This window comes from Haloplanus salinarum, assembly GCF_024498175.1.
GTDB classification, from domain to species: domain Archaea; phylum Halobacteriota; class Halobacteria; order Halobacteriales; family Haloferacaceae; genus Haloplanus; species Haloplanus salinarum.
In genome coordinates, this window is the sequence record NZ_CP101823.1 from 236,781 (window position 1) to 258,223 (window position 21,443).

Here is a 21,443-nt window from a genome sequence, read left to right on the forward strand (position 1 = left end):
ACCGATCGGGACTGTCGATCGCCCCTCACCGATGTTCGTCGATCCATTCACAGAACGCCTCGAACTCCTCCGCGCCGGCATCGTCGGCGATATCGTGGAGTGTTCCGATACTGATCGAGTCGTGAGCCGGCACGGTCACGACGCGGGCGTCCGTGTCCTCGTGGCCCTCCGGCGGGTCCCAGCGGAGGATCAAGTGGTCGCCCGTGGTGCGGACGTGCCGAAAGCCACCGACGTTCACGAGTACCTTGTACACGTCCTCGCCCGAGAAGTCCCGCGTTACCATCGCTACTGTAACACGTCCGGGAGGTCGTCGGCTTGCGTCCGAGCGACCTCCGGATCGACGCCGAGGTCGCGGATCTCGGCGTCGGTCGGCGGCCGACCACCGTCGCCATCCACCGCCTCGACGACCGCGTCGAGATTCTCGAGTGCAACGCTCCGACTCTCGCCCTGTGCCGTCACGCCAGCACCGAGATCACGAGCCGTCCACTGTCCGTTCGGATTCTGCAGCAGTCGGATTTCCCGGCCGGTCGCGTCCTCATCGCCCGAGTCGGCTCGTGCCATAGACGACGGTAGTTCGCCGAAACGCAAAACGTTTCGGACGGTGTGTCCGTCTCGGGATCGGGACATCCCGACCCACGATTACCCGCGGACAGGTGCCGTACGACGGGATCCCCGCCGTCTACCGCGGCGCCGACTCATCCATTTTGCCGAGCCGAGGGCGTCCCCCGGACCGTGATGGAGGCGATGGCGACGGGCGTGCCCGTGGTGGCGAGCGACTTGTCGCAGATGCGGGATCTGGTGTCGAGCGGGGGGTACACGGTCGAGGTGGGTGACGTCGAGGGGTTCGCCGACCGAATCGAGGCGTGTCTGGACGGCGAGTATCCGGATGGGGGGCGGGCGCGGATCGTCGAGGAGCACGGGTGGGAGGAGACGGTCGAGCGGACGACCGAGGTGTTGGACGGGCTTCGTGAGGGGTGAGCGTCACTGGAGGTAGCCGAGATCCTCCAGTCGCTCTTTCGTGTCGTCGGTCATGTCGACCGTGCCCGAAACGTCCGCGTGCTCGAACGAGTCCAGCCAGTCGTCGAGCGTCGACGATAGTCGACTGACCTGCTCGGGATTGTCGTCGGACAGATCGGTTCGTTCCTCCGGATCATCGACTACGTCGTATAGTTCGGTCGAGCCATCCGATCCCCGGATCAACTTCCACTCGTCGTCGCGGATCGCCCGGAGCGAGCGGTCGTAGCGGCGCACGTCGTCGGGGAGAGTCCCGACCCGTTTCTCCAACGCGTCCATCGACGGCTGTGGGGCGAGGTATTCGCAGATGGCGAACTCGCGCGGATCGGCGTCGGCGTCGGGATGGAACGACCGTCCCTGTGCCTGTTCCCTGAATTCGGGTGCGTCGACGCCCGCGGCGTCCAACAGCGTCGGTCCGAGATCGGTCAACTGGACGAGGTCGTCGACCGTCCCGCCGCCCGTGAAGGGGCCGCCGTGGATGACGAGTGGCACGTGTAGTAGGGTGTCGTACAGGCAGTACTGGTGATCCATCAGCCCGTGATCGCCGATGTTCTCGCCGTGGTCCGCGGTGACGACGAAGATCGTATCCTCCCACTCCCCGGCCGCTTCGAGGTGGCGGCGGAGTTCGCCGATCCGGTCGTCGAGGTACGCGATCTCGGCGCGATACAGGGCACGCAGGATCTCGAAGTCGCGGTCGGTCATCTCGACCGTGTCCGCAATGTAACCCCACGCGTCCTGTGGCACGTCCATCGCCTCCTCGAACGTGACGCCGTCGGGCAAGAACCGCTCGGCGTGTTCCCGTGGCGGCCGGTATTCGAGGTGCGGTTCGAGGTAGTTGACGAACAGGAAGAACGGGCGGTCGTCGGTTCGATCCGCGAGCCAGTCGGCGATCCACTCGTTCGTTCGCTTCGCGCCGTCGTCGCCGCGGTTGCGCAGGAACTGGCCGTAGACGGCGTTGGCGAGGTTGGTCAGGGGGTTGCCGTCGAAGAGTCGGCGCACGACGGCGCGGAGCTTGTCGGTTCCCTCCTCGGTGCGTGCGATCTCGCCGAGGTCCGTGTCGGTCTGGACGTACTGCCAAGTCTTCACGAACGTCTCGAACCCGCGGGCGAAGCCGAACTCCTCGCTGATCCAGGTGTTGTTCGAGACAGCGACGGTCTCGTAGTCGGCCACAGCGAAGGTCTCGGCCAGCGTTTGGGGCTCGTCGGAGAGTCGCTTGTGGCCCGCGTGAGCGCCGTGTTTGGAGGGGTCGGTGGCGGTGAAGAGGGAGGCGTGGGAGGGGAGGGTCCAGGGAGCCTTCGCGATAGCCGTGTCGGCAGAGACCCCCGACCCGGCTATCTCGACTAACTCCGGCGTGATCGTGCTCCGTTTCGCAAGATCAACCGCTGACACTCGTGCCGTATCCAGGACCAACAGGACGACGTTCGTCATTTGTATCCGAGGGCCTTCAGGCGCTCTTCGACCCCGCTCGACTCGTCCAATTCCGGAATTTCGACGTTCTCCGAGGTCCGTTCTATCTTCTCGAATCGTTCGTCGAGCACCTGCTGGAATCGCTCCATTACGTCCGGATGGTCCTCGGATACGTCCCGGGTCTCGTCGGGATCGGTTTCGAGATCGTACAGATATCGCTCTTTCTCTTTCCCGTCGAAGAGGAACTTCCAGCGGTCGGTTCGGAATCCGAATCGGAGCGCGTCGTCGCCGCGCATCTCCTTCTCGGTCACGATCACGTCGAACGATGGCGATTCCCCGTCCCGGATCAGCGGTAGTAACGACTCTCCGACCATCCGTCTCCGCATCTCCTCGGAGAGAGTCGCGCCAGCGAAATCGAGTGCAGTCGGCAGGATGTCCACACAGCGGACGGATTCGTCGACCGTCCGCCCCTGCGAAATTCCTGCCATCTCGGGGAACCTGATGATGAGCGGAACGTGCGTGAGAACGTCGTACGGCAGGTTGCTGTGTCCGTAGTCGTCGTGTTCGTAGAACTCGTCGCCGTGATCGCCGACGATGGCGACGGTCGTGTTCTCCAGATCGCCGTTACGGTCGAGTTCGCCAAGGAAGCGACCCAGTTCGGCGTCCAAGTACTCCACCTCCAGCCGGTAGTTCCTCCACAGTTCCTCGTGTTCCGCCTCGGTTACCTCGTGCGGCGAGTTCACCGCGGCCTTTCGCCACAGCTGCTCGGCCCGGAACTTGTTCCGATAGGTAAAGTCGTCGCCCGGCAGGTACGGCCCGTGGACGTCCATGTACTGCGTCCAGAGGAACCACGGCTCCGCGGTCTCGGCGATCCAGTCGGCGAGTTGTGCGTCGATAGTCGATGCCGGGAGATACGGCGTCCGGCTGAGGATACGGACGAATTTGTTCAGATACCGAAGCACGTCGTCCGGCAACGCTTCGAGGACGCCGTCGGGATCGTAGGGCAGGATGTTCTCCTCGAACGTGTCGAATCCCCGGTGGAAGTTGCGGAGTCGGGAGACGTTCGGATTCGAGTGAATCGCGCCCGTGGTGTAACCGTTGTTCTTGAACTCCTCCGCGAACGTCGGCTGCGTGTCTTCGAGATACCAGTGGCCGCCGTATTCGAGCGGGTAACGCCCCGTGAGCATGGCGGTCATCGCCGGGGCGGTGCTGATACCCTGGGAGAAGCAGTTGGAGAAGACGATTCCGTCGTCGGCGAGTGCGTCGAGATTCGGCGTTTCGAAGGCGTCGTCGCCGAAGACGGCATCGTATCGGAGTGAGTCGACGACTAGGAAGAGTACATTCGGTGAATCGCCCGGCGTGTCCTGATCGTTGTCTACTGGTGATTCTGTCATATCTCCACCGTCTTGTCAGATGGATTTATTGGTTGGCTGTCTAAATCTTTGCACGTGTCGGATCACATATGAAAATATCGGCGTGTGGCATATGTGGCGCCTCGAAACTGACGGCGGTCGTCTCGCATGCCGAACCTGATATTTTAATAATATCATGTGATAACTAACCAGTCGTGTACGGCCTCTCCCAACTCAAAACGGTCGTTAAACACCCACGGTGGTTGTACCGGGAGCCATACCGGATATACAACCACGCCCGACAGGGAGTCCCGTATTATCGCGCCGGTGTAGATATCTTCGAGCAAGACTGGGATAACTTGGTAATTCTCGACGCGGCACGATACGACGAATTCAGTAGACATCTGGACGAAGCCGGCTTCGTTGATGGAGAGTTGCACAAGTATACATCCAGGGGTGCCACGTCGTCGGAGTTCATCCGAGGGAATTTCACCGACCGAGAACTACACGATACCGTCTACGTCTCGGTGAATCCTCACTACGCCCGTCTGCGTGACGAATTGAACTGTTCGGTCCACGACTACATTCCACTACACAACAACGAGTATCGGGATGCCATCGATGGTCTGACGACCCAACCACGAACGGTTACCGAACAGGGAATCGCTGCTTCCGAAACGTACCCCAACAAACGCTTGATCGTACACTATCTCCAGCCCCATCAGCCGTATTTAGGGAGTACGGCACAATCGAACCTCGACCACGGTCACGGGCTGATCGATACGATTCGCAAGAACAGCATCACCGACGACGAGTTGCGAATGTATTACCGCGAGAACCTAGATCTGGTCCTCGAAAGTGTTCTGACGCTACTGGACGAACTCGTCGGGCGAACTGTCATCACCGCCGATCACGGCGAGTTGCTAGGTGAGTCCGTTCCCCCGCTCGGCGTTCACGAATACGGACACTTCGCCGGAATGTACGTTCCGGAGTTGTTGGAGATACCGTGGTTCGTGGTGTCGGCTCGCTCCGAGAAAGTTATCACCTCCGAGGTGCCAGCGACCGAGGAGGATATCGATATGGATGAGGTGAAGAGCCATCTCCAAGATCTAGGATACCGCACCTAATTTACGACGAAGGGGATGGTTTCGAGTTCTTTCCAGCACGCCGAGTGTCAATCGCTCGGAACGGCCGAAGGTATGCTTTCATCGTCATTTATCGTCATCCGGAGTGCGTATCCGGTCGCCCCCGCTAACAGGAACGTGTCCGTAGAGAATCCGAAAAATGTGACGGATCCGAACAGGTCGGCGATCATAAACGTAACAAGCAGGCCGACAATCGTCAGTTCGTTGACCGAAACGGCAGTCCGGAGGCAGTTCAGCGCCCCCAGTTGAATCCGAAGGTAGGCGAGTAACCCGAGGACGCCGGTGTTGAGAAGCATTCGCAGGTAGCCGTTGTGTGGTCCGGATGGGGTGCGTCCAACGATATATGGTTCAAGCAGTTGGGACATGTTCCCTGCGCCGTATCCGAAGAGTAACGCTCTCGGGCTCTGTGAGACCGCTTCGACAGCAGCGATCCACAACGGCACGCGATTGTTGAGGTCGTATGTCGCGAGTGCGGTCGGTCCTGGGAGTATGTTGAATACGATCCCGAACACGACTAGGCTCCCGACTGCTCCGATGGCTACAACCGGAACGCTCGCCAGTGCCCCCCAGTATCGCTGTGCGAATACGACTGCAAATCCACCTGTGAGCCCTAGGAGTATGGAGCGATTCTCTGCGAGTACGATCACTACGAGACAAAGCGCTAGTCCGGCTGCAGCAACTCTGCGACGCTTTCCGCGTATCGTCTGTGGAACTAACCCCCAGACGCCTGCTCCTGCGATAACACCGAGCGACTGGGGATTCTGGAAGATGGATTTGATGACGAAACCCGATCCTGGTTTCCAGCGAAACGCCGGAAACGGCGCCAACAGGAGCGCGAGGACACTCATCGACAGCCCGACGACACCGAGACTGAGCAGGAACGACCGTTTTGGAATCGCCTCCGGGAGGAGGATCACGAGTACGACCGCTGAGAGTACGTAGGCAGGTACGCGGAGCAGCCCTGGTAGATTGGGATTCAACGCAAGATGACTTCCGTAGAGGACGAGCAGCGTTGTAAGTGCCAGTAACGTTCCGCGGTGAATGCGGAATTCGGATTTGTGCTGTACGCAAAGCGTGCCGACATAGACGAACGCCGTTAGGCACAGTGTCTGTGAGAGTAACGGCGGTGCGAAGGGCGTGTAGAGGAGTAACGTTGTGAGAAGAAGTCCTCCTACAGCGACTTCCCGTAGCGTCGTGTTCACAATATATCTTGTTGCCTGATGGATAATAATTGGTTCTCCTTGACAGTCGTTCACAAGGAGGGCGCTAATTCTCGATAAAGGTCAGCGTATTTATCAACTGTCTGTCGGATCGAGAACCGGTGTATCGCCCGTTTGTATCCTTGTTCCGCAAGTTCCTGACGAAGTTCCGGATTTTCGAGGAGGCGAACGACTGCGGTTGCTATCGCCGACGGGTCTTCGGGCTTGACGAGCAGTCCGGTGTCCCCGATGACCTCGTCGAACGCGGGGATGGTCGTACCGACGACCGGCCGCTTGGCGATCATCGCCTCGGCGACCGTGAGGCCGAACCCCTCCCACAGCGAGGGAAAGACGGCAACGTCGAAGTTCGGGAGGAAGGGATACACCTCTGGGACGTACCCCGTGAAGTGAATATCCTCGTCGTATCCCGTCTCTCTTGCCGCCGTCTCCAGCTCCTCACGTAGCGGTCCATCCCCTAAGATGAGGAGCTTCGCGTCCTCGCGTTCTTGCTTTATTTCTGGGAAGGATTGGATTATATACGAGAACCCCTTCTGTTCCAGATGTTTTCCCACTGTTCCGATAATACAATCCGATGGGGAGAAGGGCGTGTACTGGTCAAGGACCTCGTCGGAGCGATCGAACGTCGCTGTTATCGCATCCACGTCGACCCCGTTGTGGATGGTTCTCCGCTTCGTCGTATCGCCGAGGAGCCATTCCTCCCAATCCGAATACGAGTCGGACACTGCACCGGTGACGCCGACGACGACATCGGCGAGCGGTAAACTCACCCCGTTTACCGTTCGCGTGAATCTCGAATACCCCGAGTGAACGTTGTGTTCGACGCTGACGATGTGAGGGATTCTACTTGCCCGTCCAGCAGTTCGCCCCCACACGCCCGAAATCGGCGAATTGGTGTGCAGGATGTCGTGTGTCGACCGGCGGAGATGCCCGATCAGGCGATAGAACGCACCGAGGTCGTAGTTCGACGAGGCGCCGAGGTCGACGACGGTCGTGCCGTGTTGCTCCAGCTCCTCCCGAAACGTTCCCTCGCCGAACATGTAGTAGACGGTCGTCTCGAACTCCGAGTCAGGGAGGTGGCGACAGATGTCGAAGAGCAGTTGTTGGGCTCCGCCGTGTTCCTTGTTCAGGTTCCCGATGATGAATGCAATGTCGATCAATGGAATCGATCTTAGTATCTGTCAGATGAACACGGCAATCAACTTTTCGCAAAACTGAGGCCGCGTGTTTGGCTGCACGTTCTTTTCGACACCGATGATTTCCCATTAGTGAGGTAAGATTTTTAGCGCGTGTAGTCTACACGACGACAAAATGTCTGATCCGCTCGTCTCCGTTGTTATCCCAGCATATAATCGCCCCCGGAAACTCGAACGTGCGCTCCAAAGCGTCCTCGATCAACAGTATTCTGCGATTGAAATTATTGTCGTTGACGATTACTCCTCTCCCCCGATTCGTGAAGTTCTAACAGTCGAAGATCTCCCGTCTTCCTCGATCCAAATCATCCGACACGATGAGAACAGAGGCGGAAGCGCTGCTCGCAATACGGGGATTGATGCTGCTGAGGGGGAATACATTGCTTTCCTTGATGACGATGATGAGTGGAGGAAAACAAAGATTGATCAGCAAGTGAGAGTATTTCAATCAGCATCAGAAGAGCTTGGTCTGGTCTATACTGGTATTGAACAGAGAGATTCAGGCGGAAAAATAAACGGAGTGACGAGACCAGAAACTCCCAGAAATATCAAAAAGCGTCTCTTGCTTGACGACTTCATCGGGACCTTTTCATCTATAATGGTCCGCAGCGAAGTCCCCGAGGCAGTCGGAAAGTTGGATGAGAGATTTCCCTCATGGCAAGATTGGGAGTTCTATATCCGTGTTGTACAGTCGTACGAGGTCCGCGCTATTCCAGACCCACTGGTGATTCGGCATAATGAGGGCGAGCAGATCAGCGACAACTTCGAACGAAAGAAAAACACGACAGTACCGTTACTAATAGACAAATACCGTCCACTCGCTGATGAATATGGGTGGACATTTAAAAGGAAGTGGCTAGCAAATCTGAACTTTCGTCTTGGCTACTCCGCACTCTCAAACGCCAAATACGACGAAGGAAAACGGTTCTTGCGCCGCTCGATTCGTATGAACCCGTTCGCAGTTGAGCCATACCTGTATCTCGTCTTTGCTGTTGGTGGCAAAAGGACGTATGAACCGGCAAGGCGATTGAGGCGCGCCCTTGTTCGGAAGCTGAATTAATACTATGGTGTTCAGAAGACAGTGGCAGAAAGTCCCGTTAGCTCAACCTGCATTTTTATGTGCTGACTAATTATATCTGTACGTCATGTCGTATCGGGCAAAAATAGTCAGTCAACTAAAGAAGATACGATCTAAATTGTACTCTGGATGGGTCCGCCGTGCGATCCGTCAAACGGGGCTTAATAAACCACTTTCATATCTATATTGGCATCTTCTACATTTAATCTCTGATGATATTATTGAACATCGTATCCTAGATATCTCCGTAGAATTTCATACGACCACCCTCCACGAATATCTACGATTTCGTGATCTTGTTGGTGAACGAGCCATTCTGGAAGATGTTTTGATATCTATTCAAAAAGATGATATTTTTTACGATGTTGGCGCTAACGTTGGAACATATACGTGCTTTGTGGCATCTAAACTCGAATCTGGTCAAGTTATTTCATTTGAACCTGTCACTTCGAATACAAACCGACTCCGTCAAAATCTCGAATTGAATGGTCTTAGTGCAGAGACTGTGCAGGTCGCGCTTTCGGATACCAATGACACTGTTGAGTTTATGCTTTCAGATGATGCGACCGGGGCTGGTGAACATGCCATTGCGACGGACAGTGGTGGACAGACGATCGAGGTTGAAACATCTCAGGGTGACTCTCTAATTAAAAGATACGGATTACCAAAGCCAACGGTCGTGAAGATTGACGTAGAAGGGGCCGAGCACTTAGTACTCCAAGGTCTTCAAACGACACTCCGTGATAATTGCCGTTTGGTGTATGTGGAGGTACATCCAGAGAAAATATCTGATTTTGGCGGATCTGAATCGGATGTTCGTTCTTTGCTCACTCAGTGTGGGTTTGAAATTTCAGAGATGGGGCAACGGGGCAATCAAATTTTCTTACGTGCACATAAACAAGACGTTTAGTATCTCGTTTATAATCCGGAATAACGTTCATCCGTTCGAAATTTATCATGTCTGATCATGGTTTCCGCGGCATCCTCGCCAGCGCCTCCGTCGTCGGGGCGGGAATGCTCTTCTCGAAGGCGATCACCCTCTTCGCGGAGATCGCGGTCGCCCGCGAACTGGCCACCGCGGAGTTCGGTGCCGCGATTTTCGCGTACACTATCTTGCTCACGATCGGAGGCATCGCGCTCATCGGCATCCCGGAGGGCTTCACCTACTACCTCTCCATTCTGGACGAACGCGGCGACACCGAGTCCGCGTTTCGGATCGTCGTGTCGGGGGTCGTCATCCTTGCCGTCGTCCTCGGTACTAGCGTCTTCACGATATACGCCATCCCGTTCGCGCTCGTCGAACCGTTCGGCGTCTCACGCGCTCAGTGGGGGTGGCTCGAGTTACTGGCGCCGCTCGCTATCGCCTATCCCGTCTCACAACTCTCGTTCGGAATCATGCGCGGCTACGACCGCTCCCTGCCGAAAGTGCTCTCCGACGACGTACTGAACAAACTCATCGCGTTCGGCGCGCTCGGCGTCGCTATCTGGCAGAACGCCGGGATGCTGATCTTTCTGTCGTTCTATCTCGGACAATATCTTTTGAGTAGTCTATTCGCCGGCGGCTACGCGATCTACCTCCTCAAAACGAAGCTCACGCGAGTCACCGCCCTCGACCGATTCGGCGAGGACGCTCGTCGACTCTTCTCGTACTCGTGGCCGCTTGCGTTCAAGAACGCGACGCGTCGGCTGCTCGGTAATACCGATATCGTGCTCGTCGGCGCCTTGCTCGCGTCCTCTGCCGTCGGCTACTACCGAGTCGGATACGTCATCTCTCAACTCGGGATGATCGCGTTGGTTTCGATCACGTATCTGTTTACGCCGCGTATGGCTCGTCGGTACGATAACGACGATCGGGAGGGGATGGAGTATCTGTACCGTCGAGCGACGAAATGGAGTACGCTTCTCGCCTTTCCCCTTCTTCTCACGATGATATACTATCCAACTGAACTCATCGAACTGTTCTTCGGGGCGGAATACGCCCCCGGTTCCGTCGTTCTGATCATCCTCGCCGTTGATGTTCTCTTTCGGACCGGAATGGGAACGGCAGCAGCGGTTCTCCGGGCAATCGACCGTACGCGCGTCGATTTCGTCGTAACCGCGGTAACGACGATCGCGAACGTGGGGTTGAGCTACGTGCTCATTCGAGAATTGGGCGTCGTCGGCGCTGCCGTCGGTACGTTCTTGAGCATACTCTTCATGAATACCGTCCAGATTTTCTTGGTTTACTCGTTCGTTTCCATTCACCCGTTTTCGAAACGGTACATCACAGGGACGGTGAGTTTGGGTGTCGTGAGCGTCCTGATTTTCCTCTTGATCGATTCTACCATCGGCGATATGACGATCGGACGAATCAACCTCTCCGTCACGATGGTGCTCTTTGCAGCCGTATTCGTTACTGCCGAGATTCTACTCGCTTGGTTCGGCGGGCTACTCATACGGAGCGAAAAGGACGCAATACACGAAGCCGTACGCGGACTGTCGTCTCGTATTCCCTGATTTCCTGGCTGTAAGAATGTTGAAAAATAAATAGGATGGCCCAAAAGATAGGGGTATGTCGGCGTCACCGCCAAACGTACTCCTCCTCTCACTCGACAGTCTCCGTGCCGATCACCTCCCGACCGCCGGATACGCCCGCGATACCGCTCCAGCGCTCACCGAATTCGCCGACCGCTCGGACGTGACCGTCTTCGAGAACGCGTTCGCGACGACGGCGTGGACGCTCCCCTCACACACGTCACTCTTTACCGGACTCCCGACGATCCGACACGGGCTCTACGACAAAGGACTCCGTATCGACCCGGAACACACGCTCGCAGCTCACCTCTCGAATGCGGGCTACGACACGGTTGCCTTCTTGAACAACGGCTGGTTGACGAACGGCGGCGTCACCGACGCGTTCGACGAGGTCATCGAGATATTCAACCAAGATATCTCGTCCGGATTCGTCGAACGGAATCTCAACCGACTGGAGATGCTGTTCTCCATGCAGGATAGCGGTGCTGACGACTCGATTCGGCGTTTTCGGAAGCGGCTCGACGGCCCGTCCGGTTCCCGCGACGAATCGCCGTTTTTCGCGTTCTTTCACCTGATGGAACCACACTACCTGTACAATCCGAGGCGGCCGTATCACAAACAGTACGTCGGCCAGTCGGTCATGCGGTTGCTGATCAAACAGCGCGAGATATACACGCAACGTGGCAAGTACTTCGCCGGGGAAACGTCGATCTCACCGAAACAGATGCGCGGATTCGTCGATCTCTACGACTCCGAAATCCGGTATCTGGACGACAGAATCTCCACTCTGTTCGACGATCTCCGACGCGCCGACGAGTTCGACAACTCGCTCATCGTCGTCGTGGGCGACCACGGCGAACTGTTCGGTGAGCACGACCTCATCGGCCACCACTTCTCCCTCGCAGACGAGCTGCTTCACGTCCCGCTGTTCGTGAAGTGGCCTCACGGCACGAATCCGCTCGCCGCGACCCGATCGAACGCCTCCGTCAGTCTCTCGAACGTGTTCAAGACGGTCCTTGACGTTGCTGGGGTCGAGCCGTCGACTGACTTCGACCGAGTATCCTTGCAGGAGCAACACGCGAACGACAACCGGCGGATCTTTGCCCACTACCGAGCTCCCGAATCCATGCTGGAATCGTTCCGTGACCAGGTCGCACGTCCCTTCTCGTACGACGACGAGTACGATACCGAACTATCGCTCGTTCGTGACGGCACGGACACATTGGTCGTCGCCGGCGACGACGTTCGACTGTACGACCTCTCGACGGATGCGGGCGAAACGAATGATCTGAGCGACGACCGACCCGAGAGAGTTGCCGAGTTGCGAACCGTGCTTGACGAGCATCTGTCCCAAGAACCCCTCGCGACCCAGTCGACGGACGGTTTCAGTGAAGGAGTTCAACAGCAACTCGAAGACCTTGGATACATCTAACGGATGTCAGACCAACGTTCGTCCAGGAGTTCGTCTCACGCCGTCTCACGCCTGCGGAAATATTATATCAATTGATAGTTTTCTGTACAACGATGCCAAACGGTGATCCGTCGTGAACCTAATCGACGACAACGGCAACCTCTTCGGCCTTGTCAACCTCGTCGACGCCCTCGTCGTCCTCGTCGCCCTCGCCGTCGTCGTCGCGGGCGTCGCGTTCGTCCTCTCGTCCGGTTCCGACGACACCGCCTCCGCCACCGCCACCCGTTACGCCACCCTCGACCTCGGCACCCAGCCGGCCTACGTCGCCACCCTGATCACCGAAGGCGACACGATCCGGCCCGACGACGCGGAGAACCTCACCATCACCGACGTCTACGCCACGGCGGCGGACGACGGTCGTCACCTCTACGCCCGCGTCCGAATCAACGGCACGCTCGATGGCGAGGACACCGTCACCTACGGCGGCGACCCCCTCCGCGTCGGTCGCGATCTGGATCTCACGACCCCCGACTACGCCGCCGGCGGCACCATCACCGCCGTCGACGCAGCGACCCCTGACCTCCCCGTCGGCGAGACGGACGTCCTCCTGCGGACGACGGTCTCGGCCGCCAACGTCGACGCGATCCGACGCGGCGACGAGTACCGGATCGACGGTCGGACGGTCGGGACGGTGCGGTCGGTCGAGGCCTATCGAACCGGCGAACCGGGGCGGGTGACCGCCCACGTCGGCGTCACGTACCGCACCTACCGCGCGAGCGACGGGCAGCGGTTCGCCGGTGCGCCCGTCCGGGAGGGGGTGAGCCTCCCGCTGGAGACGGACGCCTACGCCTTCGAGGGCGAGGTGGTCCGCGTGGGCGCCACGGAGCCACGCGGCGAGCGAGCGACCCGCACCGTCCGACTGGAGATCGAAAACGCCGACCCCGATCTGGCCGACGGGCTCCGGAGCGGATTGGCCGAGCGCGTCCGCGACGAGACGGTCGCCGAACTCACGAGCGTCGCCGTCGAGCCGGCGACGATGGTACTCACGAGTCAAGACGGGGACGTCTACCGCCGGGATCACCCCGTCGAGGAGGACGTGACGCTGACCGCCGATCTGCGGGTGCGCGAGACGAACGCCGGGCTCCGGTTCAAGGGCGAGACGCTCCGACAGGGCCGAACGATCGCCCTCGACTTCGGGACCGTGACCGTCGAGGCGACGGTCGTGGAGGTGCGATAAGATGAGCCACTCCGACGACGCCGAGTCGCGACTCGCCGCCGCGGTCGCCGACTCGCGGATCGTCGCGACCCTCGACGACCGCCTCGCCGGGGTCGGTCGAGGGGAACGGACCGAACGTCTCGCCGCGCGGACGCGCCGCGTCGTGACCGACTCTTTCGTCTACCGCTGGCTCACCGCCGAGCCCGACCCCGAAGTGATCGTGATCGACCTCCGGGAGACGTACACCGTCGGCCCGTTCGTCGCGGTCGTGGACCGCTTGGTCGAGGGATTCGACGCGGCGGCCACGTCCTCCGGAGCGGTCGCGCTCGCCCGCGGCCTGCTCGGGGAGTTCCGTGCGGCGCCGGTCCGACTGCTCGGCGCCGCCGTCGCACTCGGCTGTGCGGGCGGACTCCTCGCGGGGGCGGTGCTGGGGGCGCTCGGCGTCGTGTCGACCGCGGTCCTCGTGGCGCTCGCGGTCGCCGGACTCGCGGGCACGCGCGTCACCGCGTCGTGGGCCGACCTCGTCGAGTCGCGGGTGGGGCGACTCGTCGCCGCCGCGCTCGAACCACCCGACACCGGTGACGACGGCTCGGTGGATGTGGACGAACGGAAGCCACCGGAGTGAGCGCGTTCCCGTACTCGCACCGCCGACACGACCAAAATCGACGCCCTGCCGGCAGTATCGGGTCGGAATCGTGGGATCGACACGTCCGGGACGCCGTCCGCCTCGGTGGGGAGTATCTCGTCGCCGGCTACTGGGACGGACGGTTTCGCGTCCCCGTCGCTCGCCGCCGGCCGCTCAGGAGTTCAACACGAGCGGCTCGTACCACTCCCGATTCGCCCGGTACCATTCGACGAACTTCCCGACGCCTTCGCGAATCGTATGGCTGGGCTCGTAGTCCAACAGGGTCCGCGCTTTCGTGGTGTCGGCGTGGGTGTGGTCGGCGTCGGCGTCGTGGCGGTCGGCGAACTGCAAGTCGAGGTCGGGGTCGATCCGGTCCCGTACCTCCGCAGCGAGCGTCCTGATCTCGATGTTGTCGGTGCTCCCGATGTTCAGCGCCTCGCCATCGGCGGCGTCCGTCGCCAGGAGCGTCAGATTCGCCTCGACCACGTCGTCGATGTAGGTGAAATCGCGTGTCTGGGTGCCGTCGCCGTAGACGACGGGCGGCTTCCCGTTCATGCATCGCGAGACGAAGTTGGTGATCGCCATGTTGGGTCGCATCCGCGGGCCATAGACGGTGAAATAGCGAAGCGCAACGACCGGCAGGTCGTACACCTCGGCGTACGCGCAGGCGTAGCGCTCGCTCGCCAGCTTGGATGCGCCGTAGGGACTCACGGGCGTCGTCGGGTGGTCCTCGTCGTAGGGGAGGTAGCGCGGTTTGCCGTACACGGAGGAGGAACTCGCGACGACGACGCGTTCGACATCGTGGTCGCGTGCCGCATCGAGGACGTTCAGCGTGCCGTCGACGTTCACCGCGTCGTAGAGCCGCGGGTCCGCGACACTCGACCGGACGCCCGCGCGGGCGGCCTGATGGAAGACGTAGTCTGCGTCGGCCACGAGGCCGGTGACGAGTTCCTCGTCCCGGATGTCGCCTTCGACGAACTCGTAGCTGCCTCCGCCCTCGGCCGCTTCCCGGCCCACAGCGACGTTTCGCTCCTTGAGCCCCGTATCGTAGAACTCGTTCAGGTTGTCGAGGACGACGACGTCGTGTCCCTTTTCGACGAACCGTTCCGCGAGGTGTCCACCGATGAACCCTGCGCCCCCAGTGACCAGTGTCTGCATCGTTCTCCTCATCCTCGAATAGTAGCAAAAGCCTGTTGCTGATCTGGCGAATCGCGCCCGTTGATCGCCGTACGGATCGACGGGGGTCGGCTGGGCCGTTCCCACCACCTGCCGGGCGAGCGGACGCCCCCGCTCCCCGTCGACGGATCGGATTGTCACCCGTGGTGTGAACGTGTCTCCGACGTTGACCGGCACCTCGTACGACAGGCCGGCGTCGAGACACGAAACGCCGCGGACTACCGGCCCTCGCCGCTGCGGCGGTCGGCCGACAGTCCGGAACACTCGGACCGTCGACCGCCTCACTCCCCATCGCGGTTCTCCCCCTCTCGGGCCCCGCTACTCGCGCAGCGCCCGCGCCTGTACGCGTCCGGGTTCGGCGACGGTAAAGCGGTCGCCGACGACCGCGTGTTCGATCACCCGGGGATACCGAAACGAGGCGGCGTGGTGGCCGAGCGCGCCCGGATCGGCGCCGAACCCGCGCCACATGTCGTAGTGGGTCGGGAGGAGTCGGTCGAGTTCGAGTTGGGTGGCCGCCTCGACGATCTGATTTTCGTCCATGTACCAGCGGTTCCGTTCGACCGTGTCGGTCTCGGGGTCGTAGGTGTTCGCGACGGAGCCGAACGCGAGGGCGCCGACATCGACGTCGAACGAGTCGGCGACGGTCCCGAAGGCCTCCGGCGCCGGCCGACTGTCGCCGCCGTGGAAGAAGGTCCCCGAGTCGTGTTCGACCACGTAGCCCACCTCCGCGATGGCGTCCGGGTCGTTGGCCGCCACCGCGTGGATCGTGAGGTCGCCGACGGTGAACGTGCGTCCGGGTTCGACGACGTGTTTCCGCTCGTTCGGCACCCGCATCTCCCCGTCGTAGTCGGGCTCCTCGTACGCCGCCGTGGTCGCGTACACGTCCGCACCCAACTCCTCGACGAGCGGGCCGTACGACGGCGGATGCATGTGATCGATGTGTTCGTGGGTCGCCAACACCGCGTCACACTCGGTCGCGTCGGCGGGATCGAGGGGGACGGGGATCATGCGGACGAGGTTCGGCGGATCGCCGTCGCCGAAGTACGGGTCGATGTAGACGGTGGCCTCGGGGGACCGGAGGACGAACCCGTTGCAGCCGAGATACCACAGGATCAGTTCGTCGGGGTCGGTCCCCTCGATCTCCTCGCGGACGAACCAGTCGCCCCACGTGGCGTGAATCATACGCCGAACACCACGACTGCGGGGATAATTCCTTTGACGATCCCACCGCCCACGTGGACGACGGATCCCCACTGACACGACTGCTATCCCACGGATTGTGCCGCGCTCGGCACGTGGAATCCCCTCTCGATCGTGTGTTCGGCGGTTCGCGTGCCACACGGTCGCCGACCGTACGGCCGACCGATACGACACATTATTCACCCCGCGGGGTACGATGGCGTGCATGGTCAACGAGGAGTTGGTTACCGGCGTCCGTACCGTCTGTGACGTCGTCGAAACCGCTCTCGGTCCGTTCGGGGCGAACAAACTGCTGATACAGCGGGACGGCACGGTGACGGCGACCGCCTCGTCGACGGAGCTACTCGATCGATTCGACGTGTCCGATCCGGCCGTCACGCTCCTGGACACCGCCGCGTCGGACTTCCACGACGCCTACGGCGACGGCACGGGGACCGTCGTGACGCTGGTCGGTGCCCTCCTCCGGGAGGCGGACCGCCTCGTCGAACGCGGCCTCCACCCGACGGCGATCGAACGCGGGTTCCGCGAGGGGCTGGACGTCGCGCTCGACGCGGTCGACGGCGCGGCCCACCCGCTCTCGGCGTACGAACCGGACGACGTCGCCAGGACCGCCCTCACGGCGACCCGGAACCCCGCGGTCCGGCGGTCCGTCTCGGCACAGGTCGCCGACGCCGTCGCCGAGGCGGGCCCCGAGGCACGCGACCGGGTTCAGGTCGTCTCCCGAACCGGTGGCGCGACGGCCGAGACGGACCTCGTGTCGGGGGTCGTGATCGAGCGGGGGCCGGTCCTCGAATCCATGCCCCGATCCCAACACGGGACGGGGATCGCCGTCCTCTCCTCGACGGTCGACGTGCCACACGCGGGGAGTCAACTCGGCCGTGTCAGCCGCCGCGTCACGCTCGACGCCGACTCCTTCGAGGACCGCGAGGCGCTGCGCGAGCGCGAGTCCGAGGCGTTCGACGAGCGGCTGGCGGCGGCGGTCGACGCCGGCTGTGGCGTCGTGATCACCGAGCGGGCGATCAACGAGCGCGTCGAGTCGGCGCTCGCCGCGGCGGGGATCCTCGGCGTCCACCGGGTCGACGCCGACGTCGTCGACCGCGTGGCGCGGGCGACCGGCGCGACGGTCGTCCCGACGCTCGAGCAGGTGTCGGCGGCGACGCTCGGCACGGGCGACGTCGACGTCCGGCGCAAGGCCGGCCGGGACATGACGTTCGTCACGTCCGACGCCGGCGAGCCGACCCACACCCTGTTCTGTCGGGCGCCCGACCCGCGGACGGTCCGTGCCTTCGAGCGCTCGGTCGAGGCCGCCATCGCCGCGACGGCCGCGGCCACCCGCGACGGGCGTGTCGTCCCCGGCGGCGGGGCCATCGAGGCGACCGCCGCGCGCGCCGTCGACCGGGCGGCCCGGTCGCTCTCCGGCCGCCAACAACTCGCCGCCGACGGCTTCGGGAACGCCCTGCTCTCCGTCCCCCGGGCGCTCGCGGCCACCGCCGGCGTCGACGCGGGGCAGGCGGAGGTCCGGCTGCGCGTCGCCCGCACCGAGGGCCGCGACGCGGTCGGGATCGACGTCCTCGCGGGGACGACCGCGGACGTCCTCGGGGAGTCGCCGGTCGTCGAACCCGCGTCGCTGAAGGCGGCCGTGTTGACGACCGCCGCCGAGGCGGCGATCCAACTGATCCGGATCGACGAGCGACTCGACGCGACCGACCTCGGCGACGAGGAGGAGATAGAGCCCGAGACCGAGTCGGCCGACGCCGACGCCGACGCCGAGGCGGCCCGCGACGGCGCCCCGTAACCGGCGACGACGGGCGGCCGACCGACGACTACTCGCGTTCCGGGCGCGGGGTGTAGCTGTACAGTTCGACGTTCGGATACAGTACCGAGTCGATCGTGAGCAGTTGCTCGACGATGGCGGCCGCCGTCTCGACCGCCTGGGAGAACACCCGTCGCGGTTCGACGATTCCGGCCGTCCACGCGTCGATCGGCTCGCCCGTCTCGGCGCTCAGTCCCGTCGCCGTGGGGCCCGACGCGTGCGCCGACCGCAGGTCGGTCACGGCGGTGACGGGGTCGTAGCCCGCGTTGCGGGCGAGGGTGGCCGGGAGTCGTTCGAGGGCGTCGGCGAAGGCGCGGACGGCGAGTTGCTCGCGGCCGCTCACCGACGTCGCGCCCTCGCGGAGCGAGGCGGCGACCGCCGCGGCCGGCGCGCCCGCCCCCGGCAACACCTGGCCGTCGATGGCGGCCGTGGCGACGGTCTCGAACGCGTCCTCGACCGCCGTCTTCCGCCGCTGTACCTCCGCCTGGGTCGCCCCGCCGGTGACGAGGGTGGCGACGGGACCCGGACAGCCGTCGAAGACGGTCCAGACCTCGTCGCCGGCCCGTCGCTCCTCGACCCGCTCGGCCCGCCCCAGGTGATCCGGCGTGAGGTCGTCGAGGTTCGAGACGACCGTCCCGCCGGTCGCCGTCGCGAGCCGGTAGACGTCCTCTTTGGGGTAGGTGGCCTTGTCCACGACCGAAAGGCCCGCCCGCTCGAACGCCGTGACGACCGATTCGTCGAGCTTCTCCTGTGAGACCACGACGTCGACGCCGCCTTCGACGAGGCGCTCGGCCGCGGCGTCGATACGGGCCGCCAACTCGGTCCGGTAGCGGGTCGCCGCCTGCGGCGAGGAGAGGTGAACTCCCTCGCCGCCGTCGAGGACGCTCGCGGTCTCCTCGAAGTCGATCTCCCGGTCGACGATGGCCACCCGGGCGTCCGTGATCGGTTCCGTGACGCCCCGGCCGGTCGGACCGGCGTCCGCCGGACGGGACAACACCAGTCCGTCGTCGGTCCGCGTCTCGACGCCGGGCGCCGCGAGCACCTTCGCGTGGTCGGTGTTGACCCAGTCGCCGTCGCCCGCGTCGCCGAGCCGGCGGACGGTCGCGGCGACGCGCGCGGACAGGTCCCGGCGTACGTCCCGGTCGAGCGCCGTCGTCATCGTCGTCGCGGCGACGTCGGCGAGTGTCTCCTCGTCGTCGGCGTCGACGGGGCGGGCGAGTTCGTCGAGCACTTCGCCGGCGTGCGAGCGGGCGATGCCGTACCCGACGATGACGCTACTGGGCGCGAGTCCCCGCTCGACGAGGTCGAACCCCTCGTCCATCAGCGCCCCCGCGAGCAGGACCGATGCCGTCGTCCCGTCGTGCAGTCGGTTCCGCATCCCGTCGACGCCGTCGACGAACAGCGCCGCGACCGGATGTCCGAACCCGTCGCCGCTCTCGATGGCTTCGAAGAGCCGTCCGGCGTCGTCGATCCGGCGTAGGTCGTCCCGGTTCCGTCGGTCCGTCGTGCCGACGAGTTTCTCCATCCCCGTCGGTCCGTACGTCGACTCGACGAGCGTCACCGTCGCGTCGACGGCTCCCCGGACGTACTCGCGGGCGTCCTCGTCGCGGAGCGTCCAGTCGTTCCGATCCCGGTCGTCGAGGCGGGCGTCGTCGCTTCGCTGAACGGCCATACCGGCCTCTCGCCGTCGACGGTGATTAATTGTCGGTGTCTAGCTCGACGCCGCAGCCGAGACCCGCACCACCTGCTTGCCGACGTTGTCGCCGCTGAACAGGCCGAGGAAGGCCTCGGGGGCGTGTTCCAGCCCCTCGACGACCGTCTCGCGGTGTTGCAGGTCGCCGGCCGCCACCCACTCCCGGAGGCGCTGGGACGCCCGCTCGAAGCGGGGCGCGAAGTCGCTCACCAGGAGCCCCTGCACCGTCGCCCGCGGCGCGATGAGTTGGGGAAGCTTCCGCGGCCCCGTCGGCACCGTCTCGTCGTTGTAGTGGGCGATCTGTCCGCAGACGGCGACGCGGGCGTCGACGGTGAGGCGCGTGAACACCGCGTCGGTGATCGGTCCCCCCACGTTGTCGAAGTAGACGTCCACCCCGTCGGGCGCGGCGTCGTCGAGGGCCGCCCGGTAGTCGTCGGTCTCGGCGTAGTTGATCGCCGCGTCGAAACCCAGGTCGTCGACGAGCCAGTCGACCTTCTCGTCGGTGCCGGCGAAGCCGACGACGCGACAGCCCTGGAGCGCCGCGAGTTGGCCGACCGTCGACCCGACGGCGCCCGCGGCCCCGGAGACGACGACCGTCTCGCCCGCCCGCGGTTCGGCCACGTCGAACAGGCCGAAGTAGGCCGTCCGCCCCGGCATCCCGAGGACGCCGAGGTACGCCGGGAGGCCGGCGACCGACGGATCCACGTCGGTCGCGTCGTCGGCGTCGAGGACGGCGTAGTCGGCCCACGACCCGCGACCCGCGACGATATCTCCGGGTCCGTACCGGTCGCTCCCGCTCTCGACCACCTCGCCGACGACGCCGCCCGAGAGCGGGTCGCCGACGGCCCACGGCTCCGCGTACGACGCCGTGTCACGCATCCGGCCGCGCATGTACGGGTCGACCGAGAGGTAGCGCACGCGCACCAGGAGTTCGCCGGGGTTCGGCGTCGGTCGCTCGCCCTCCCGCAGGTCGAAACAGTCGGCGTCCGGTTCGCCCGTGGGTCGCTTCGCCAGGTGCCACCGTCGGTTCGTCTCTCGCATGGGTGGACTTCGGGGCCGTGACGGAGATACCTTCCGTCCGCCGGCTCACTCCCGCATCGGCGACTGCGACAGCGCGACGGTGTCCCCGTCGGAGAGCGTCGCGTCCGCGTCGGCGTGGCTCCCGTTCACCAGCACGACCAGCCCGCCGGTGAACGACGACGCGTCGCCGATATCGAGAGCCGCGAGCAGGTCGGCGACCGTCGCGCCCCCATCGAGGGTACGCGGGCCGTCGCCGTCGTCGACTGCCGCCGCCACCTCGCCGTAACACCGAACGTCGACGCGCATGGCTCGGGCTGTGCGCTCGGCGGACAAAAGTCGTCCGACGACGGGGACACCTACAAGACGGCT

The 21,443-nt window shown here is 63.0% G+C and carries 20 protein-coding genes; 9 read left to right on the forward strand and 11 right to left on the reverse strand.

The annotated features are described in order from the left end of the window. Positions 1-25: 25 nt before the first annotated feature. Positions 26-283 carry a type II toxin-antitoxin system HicA family toxin gene (locus tag NO364_RS01230; RefSeq protein ID WP_257628311.1) on the reverse strand — a complete coding sequence of 86 codons (258 nt, stop codon included), beginning with the start codon at positions 281-283 and terminating at the stop codon, positions 26-28. A 2-nt stretch (positions 284-285) separates the two neighbouring features. Next, the gene (locus NO364_RS01235; RefSeq protein ID WP_257628312.1) at positions 286-561 is read right to left on the reverse strand and encodes a type II toxin-antitoxin system HicB family antitoxin; all 276 of its coding nucleotides are present in this window, start codon (positions 559-561) and stop codon (positions 286-288) included. A gap of 42 nt (positions 562-603) precedes the next feature. Here NO364_RS01235 and NO364_RS18240 point away from each other — a divergent pair, with 42 nt between their 5' ends. Next, a complete protein-coding gene (locus NO364_RS18240; protein ID WP_420191789.1) occupies positions 604-978 on the forward strand; it encodes a glycosyltransferase in 375 nt (124 codons plus the stop codon). Between the two features lie 3 nt (positions 979-981). Here NO364_RS18240 and NO364_RS01245 read toward each other — a convergent pair whose 3' ends face one another. Beyond that, on the reverse strand, positions 982-2,442 hold the full coding sequence (locus tag NO364_RS01245) for a sulfatase family protein (protein WP_257628314.1): 1,461 nt from the start codon (positions 2,440-2,442) through the stop codon (positions 982-984). Then, positions 2,439-3,815, reverse strand: coding sequence for a sulfatase family protein (locus NO364_RS01250; protein WP_257628315.1), 1,377 nt, complete (start codon positions 3,813-3,815; stop codon positions 2,439-2,441). Before NO364_RS01250 ends, NO364_RS01245 begins: the two co-directional genes overlap by 4 nt. A 173-nt stretch (positions 3,816-3,988) precedes the next feature. Between NO364_RS01250 and NO364_RS01255 the strand changes: the two genes are divergently transcribed. Next, positions 3,989-4,900, forward strand: coding sequence for an alkaline phosphatase family protein (locus NO364_RS01255; RefSeq protein ID WP_257628316.1), 912 nt, complete (start codon positions 3,989-3,991; stop codon positions 4,898-4,900). Between the two features lie 47 nt (positions 4,901-4,947). Here the strand turns inward: NO364_RS01255 and NO364_RS01260 are convergent, their stop codons facing one another. Beyond that, entirely contained in the window at positions 4,948-6,120 is a 1,173-nt protein-coding gene (locus NO364_RS01260) for an O-antigen ligase family protein (RefSeq protein ID WP_257628317.1), read from the reverse strand. Positions 6,121-6,170: 50 nt separating this feature from the next. Further along, on the reverse strand, positions 6,171-7,295 hold the full coding sequence (locus NO364_RS01265; protein WP_257628318.1) for a glycosyltransferase: 1,125 nt from the start codon (positions 7,293-7,295) through the stop codon (positions 6,171-6,173). Positions 7,296-7,446: 151 nt separating this feature from the next. Between NO364_RS01265 and NO364_RS01270 the strand changes: the two genes are divergently transcribed. From NO364_RS01270 to NO364_RS01295, 6 genes are all read left to right on the forward strand, one after another. Further along, a complete protein-coding gene (locus NO364_RS01270; protein ID WP_257628319.1) occupies positions 7,447-8,388 on the forward strand; it encodes a glycosyltransferase family 2 protein in 942 nt (313 codons plus the stop codon). 85 nt (positions 8,389-8,473) lie between these two features. Next, positions 8,474-9,316 carry an FkbM family methyltransferase gene (locus NO364_RS01275; RefSeq protein ID WP_257628320.1) on the forward strand — a complete coding sequence of 281 codons (843 nt, stop codon included), beginning with the start codon at positions 8,474-8,476 and terminating at the stop codon, positions 9,314-9,316. 47 nt (positions 9,317-9,363) lie between these two features. Further along, on the forward strand, positions 9,364-10,902 hold the full coding sequence (locus NO364_RS01280) for a flippase (protein ID WP_257628321.1): 1,539 nt from the start codon (positions 9,364-9,366) through the stop codon (positions 10,900-10,902). A 55-nt stretch (positions 10,903-10,957) separates the two neighbouring features. Beyond that, complete coding sequence (locus NO364_RS01285) at positions 10,958-12,352, forward strand: sulfatase (RefSeq protein WP_257628322.1); 1,395 nt, start codon at positions 10,958-10,960, stop codon at positions 12,350-12,352. Positions 12,353-12,464: 112 nt separating this feature from the next. After that, complete coding sequence (locus NO364_RS01290; RefSeq protein WP_257628323.1) at positions 12,465-13,568, forward strand: DUF4330 domain-containing protein; 1,104 nt, start codon at positions 12,465-12,467, stop codon at positions 13,566-13,568. Between the two features lies 1 nt (position 13,569). Continuing rightward, positions 13,570-14,172 carry a hypothetical protein gene (locus tag NO364_RS01295; RefSeq protein ID WP_257628324.1) on the forward strand — a complete coding sequence of 201 codons (603 nt, stop codon included), beginning with the start codon at positions 13,570-13,572 and terminating at the stop codon, positions 14,170-14,172. Positions 14,173-14,346: 174 nt separating this feature from the next. Here NO364_RS01295 and NO364_RS01300 read toward each other — a convergent pair whose 3' ends face one another. Together NO364_RS01300 and NO364_RS01305 are read right to left on the reverse strand one after the other, a co-directional pair. Then, the gene (locus tag NO364_RS01300) at positions 14,347-15,330 is read right to left on the reverse strand and encodes an NAD-dependent epimerase/dehydratase family protein (protein WP_257628325.1); all 984 of its coding nucleotides are present in this window, start codon (positions 15,328-15,330) and stop codon (positions 14,347-14,349) included. Positions 15,331-15,666: 336 nt separating this feature from the next. Then, a complete protein-coding gene (locus NO364_RS01305; RefSeq protein ID WP_257628326.1) occupies positions 15,667-16,530 on the reverse strand; it encodes an MBL fold metallo-hydrolase in 864 nt (287 codons plus the stop codon). A gap of 223 nt (positions 16,531-16,753) precedes the next feature. Here NO364_RS01305 and NO364_RS01310 point away from each other — a divergent pair, with 223 nt between their 5' ends. Continuing rightward, the gene (locus NO364_RS01310) at positions 16,754-18,343 is read left to right on the forward strand and encodes a TCP-1/cpn60 chaperonin family protein (RefSeq protein ID WP_257628327.1); all 1,590 of its coding nucleotides are present in this window, start codon (positions 16,754-16,756) and stop codon (positions 18,341-18,343) included. Positions 18,344-18,371: 28 nt separating this feature from the next. Here NO364_RS01310 and NO364_RS01315 read toward each other — a convergent pair whose 3' ends face one another. Genes NO364_RS01315 through NO364_RS01325 form a run of 3 tightly spaced genes read right to left on the reverse strand, consistent with a single transcriptional unit; the run spans position 18,372 to position 21,380 of the window. Next, a complete protein-coding gene (locus tag NO364_RS01315; RefSeq protein WP_257628328.1) occupies positions 18,372-20,033 on the reverse strand; it encodes a TCP-1/cpn60 chaperonin family protein in 1,662 nt (553 codons plus the stop codon). Positions 20,034-20,072: 39 nt separating this feature from the next. Then, positions 20,073-21,095 (reverse strand): NADP-dependent oxidoreductase, encoded by a 1,023-nt coding sequence (locus NO364_RS01320; protein WP_257628329.1) that lies wholly within the window; start codon positions 21,093-21,095, stop codon positions 20,073-20,075. Positions 21,096-21,140: 45 nt separating this feature from the next. Next, the gene (locus tag NO364_RS01325) at positions 21,141-21,380 is read right to left on the reverse strand and encodes a MoaD/ThiS family protein (protein ID WP_157689218.1); all 240 of its coding nucleotides are present in this window, start codon (positions 21,378-21,380) and stop codon (positions 21,141-21,143) included. Between the last annotated feature and the right edge of the window lie 63 nt (positions 21,381-21,443).

Coding starts and splice junctions, on each gene's coding strand:
- NO364_RS01230 (WP_257628311.1), bottom strand. CDS start 283: ATGGTAACGCGGGACTTCTCGGGCGAGGACGTGTACAAGGTACTCGTG.
- NO364_RS01235 (WP_257628312.1), bottom strand. CDS start 561: ATGGCACGAGCCGACTCGGGCGATGAGGACGCGACCGGCCGGGAAATC.
- NO364_RS01245 (WP_257628314.1), bottom strand. CDS start 2,442: ATGACGAACGTCGTCCTGTTGGTCCTGGATACGGCACGAGTGTCAGCG.
- NO364_RS01250 (WP_257628315.1), bottom strand. CDS start 3,815: ATGACAGAATCACCAGTAGACAACGATCAGGACACGCCGGGCGATTCA.
- NO364_RS01270 (WP_257628319.1), top strand. CDS start 7,447: ATGTCTGATCCGCTCGTCTCCGTTGTTATCCCAGCATATAATCGCCCC.
- NO364_RS01275 (WP_257628320.1), top strand. CDS start 8,474: ATGTCGTATCGGGCAAAAATAGTCAGTCAACTAAAGAAGATACGATCT.
- NO364_RS01280 (WP_257628321.1), top strand. CDS start 9,364: ATGTCTGATCATGGTTTCCGCGGCATCCTCGCCAGCGCCTCCGTCGTC.
- NO364_RS01285 (WP_257628322.1), top strand. CDS start 10,958: ATGTCGGCGTCACCGCCAAACGTACTCCTCCTCTCACTCGACAGTCTC.
- NO364_RS01295 (WP_257628324.1), top strand. CDS start 13,570: ATGAGCCACTCCGACGACGCCGAGTCGCGACTCGCCGCCGCGGTCGCC.
- NO364_RS01300 (WP_257628325.1), bottom strand. CDS start 15,330: ATGCAGACACTGGTCACTGGGGGCGCAGGGTTCATCGGTGGACACCTC.
- NO364_RS01305 (WP_257628326.1), bottom strand. CDS start 16,530: ATGATTCACGCCACGTGGGGCGACTGGTTCGTCCGCGAGGAGATCGAG.
- NO364_RS01310 (WP_257628327.1), top strand. CDS start 16,754: ATGGTCAACGAGGAGTTGGTTACCGGCGTCCGTACCGTCTGTGACGTC.
- NO364_RS01315 (WP_257628328.1), bottom strand. CDS start 20,033: ATGGCCGTTCAGCGAAGCGACGACGCCCGCCTCGACGACCGGGATCGG.
- NO364_RS01320 (WP_257628329.1), bottom strand. CDS start 21,095: ATGCGAGAGACGAACCGACGGTGGCACCTGGCGAAGCGACCCACGGGC.
- NO364_RS01325 (WP_157689218.1), bottom strand. CDS start 21,380: ATGCGCGTCGACGTTCGGTGTTACGGCGAGGTGGCGGCGGCAGTCGAC.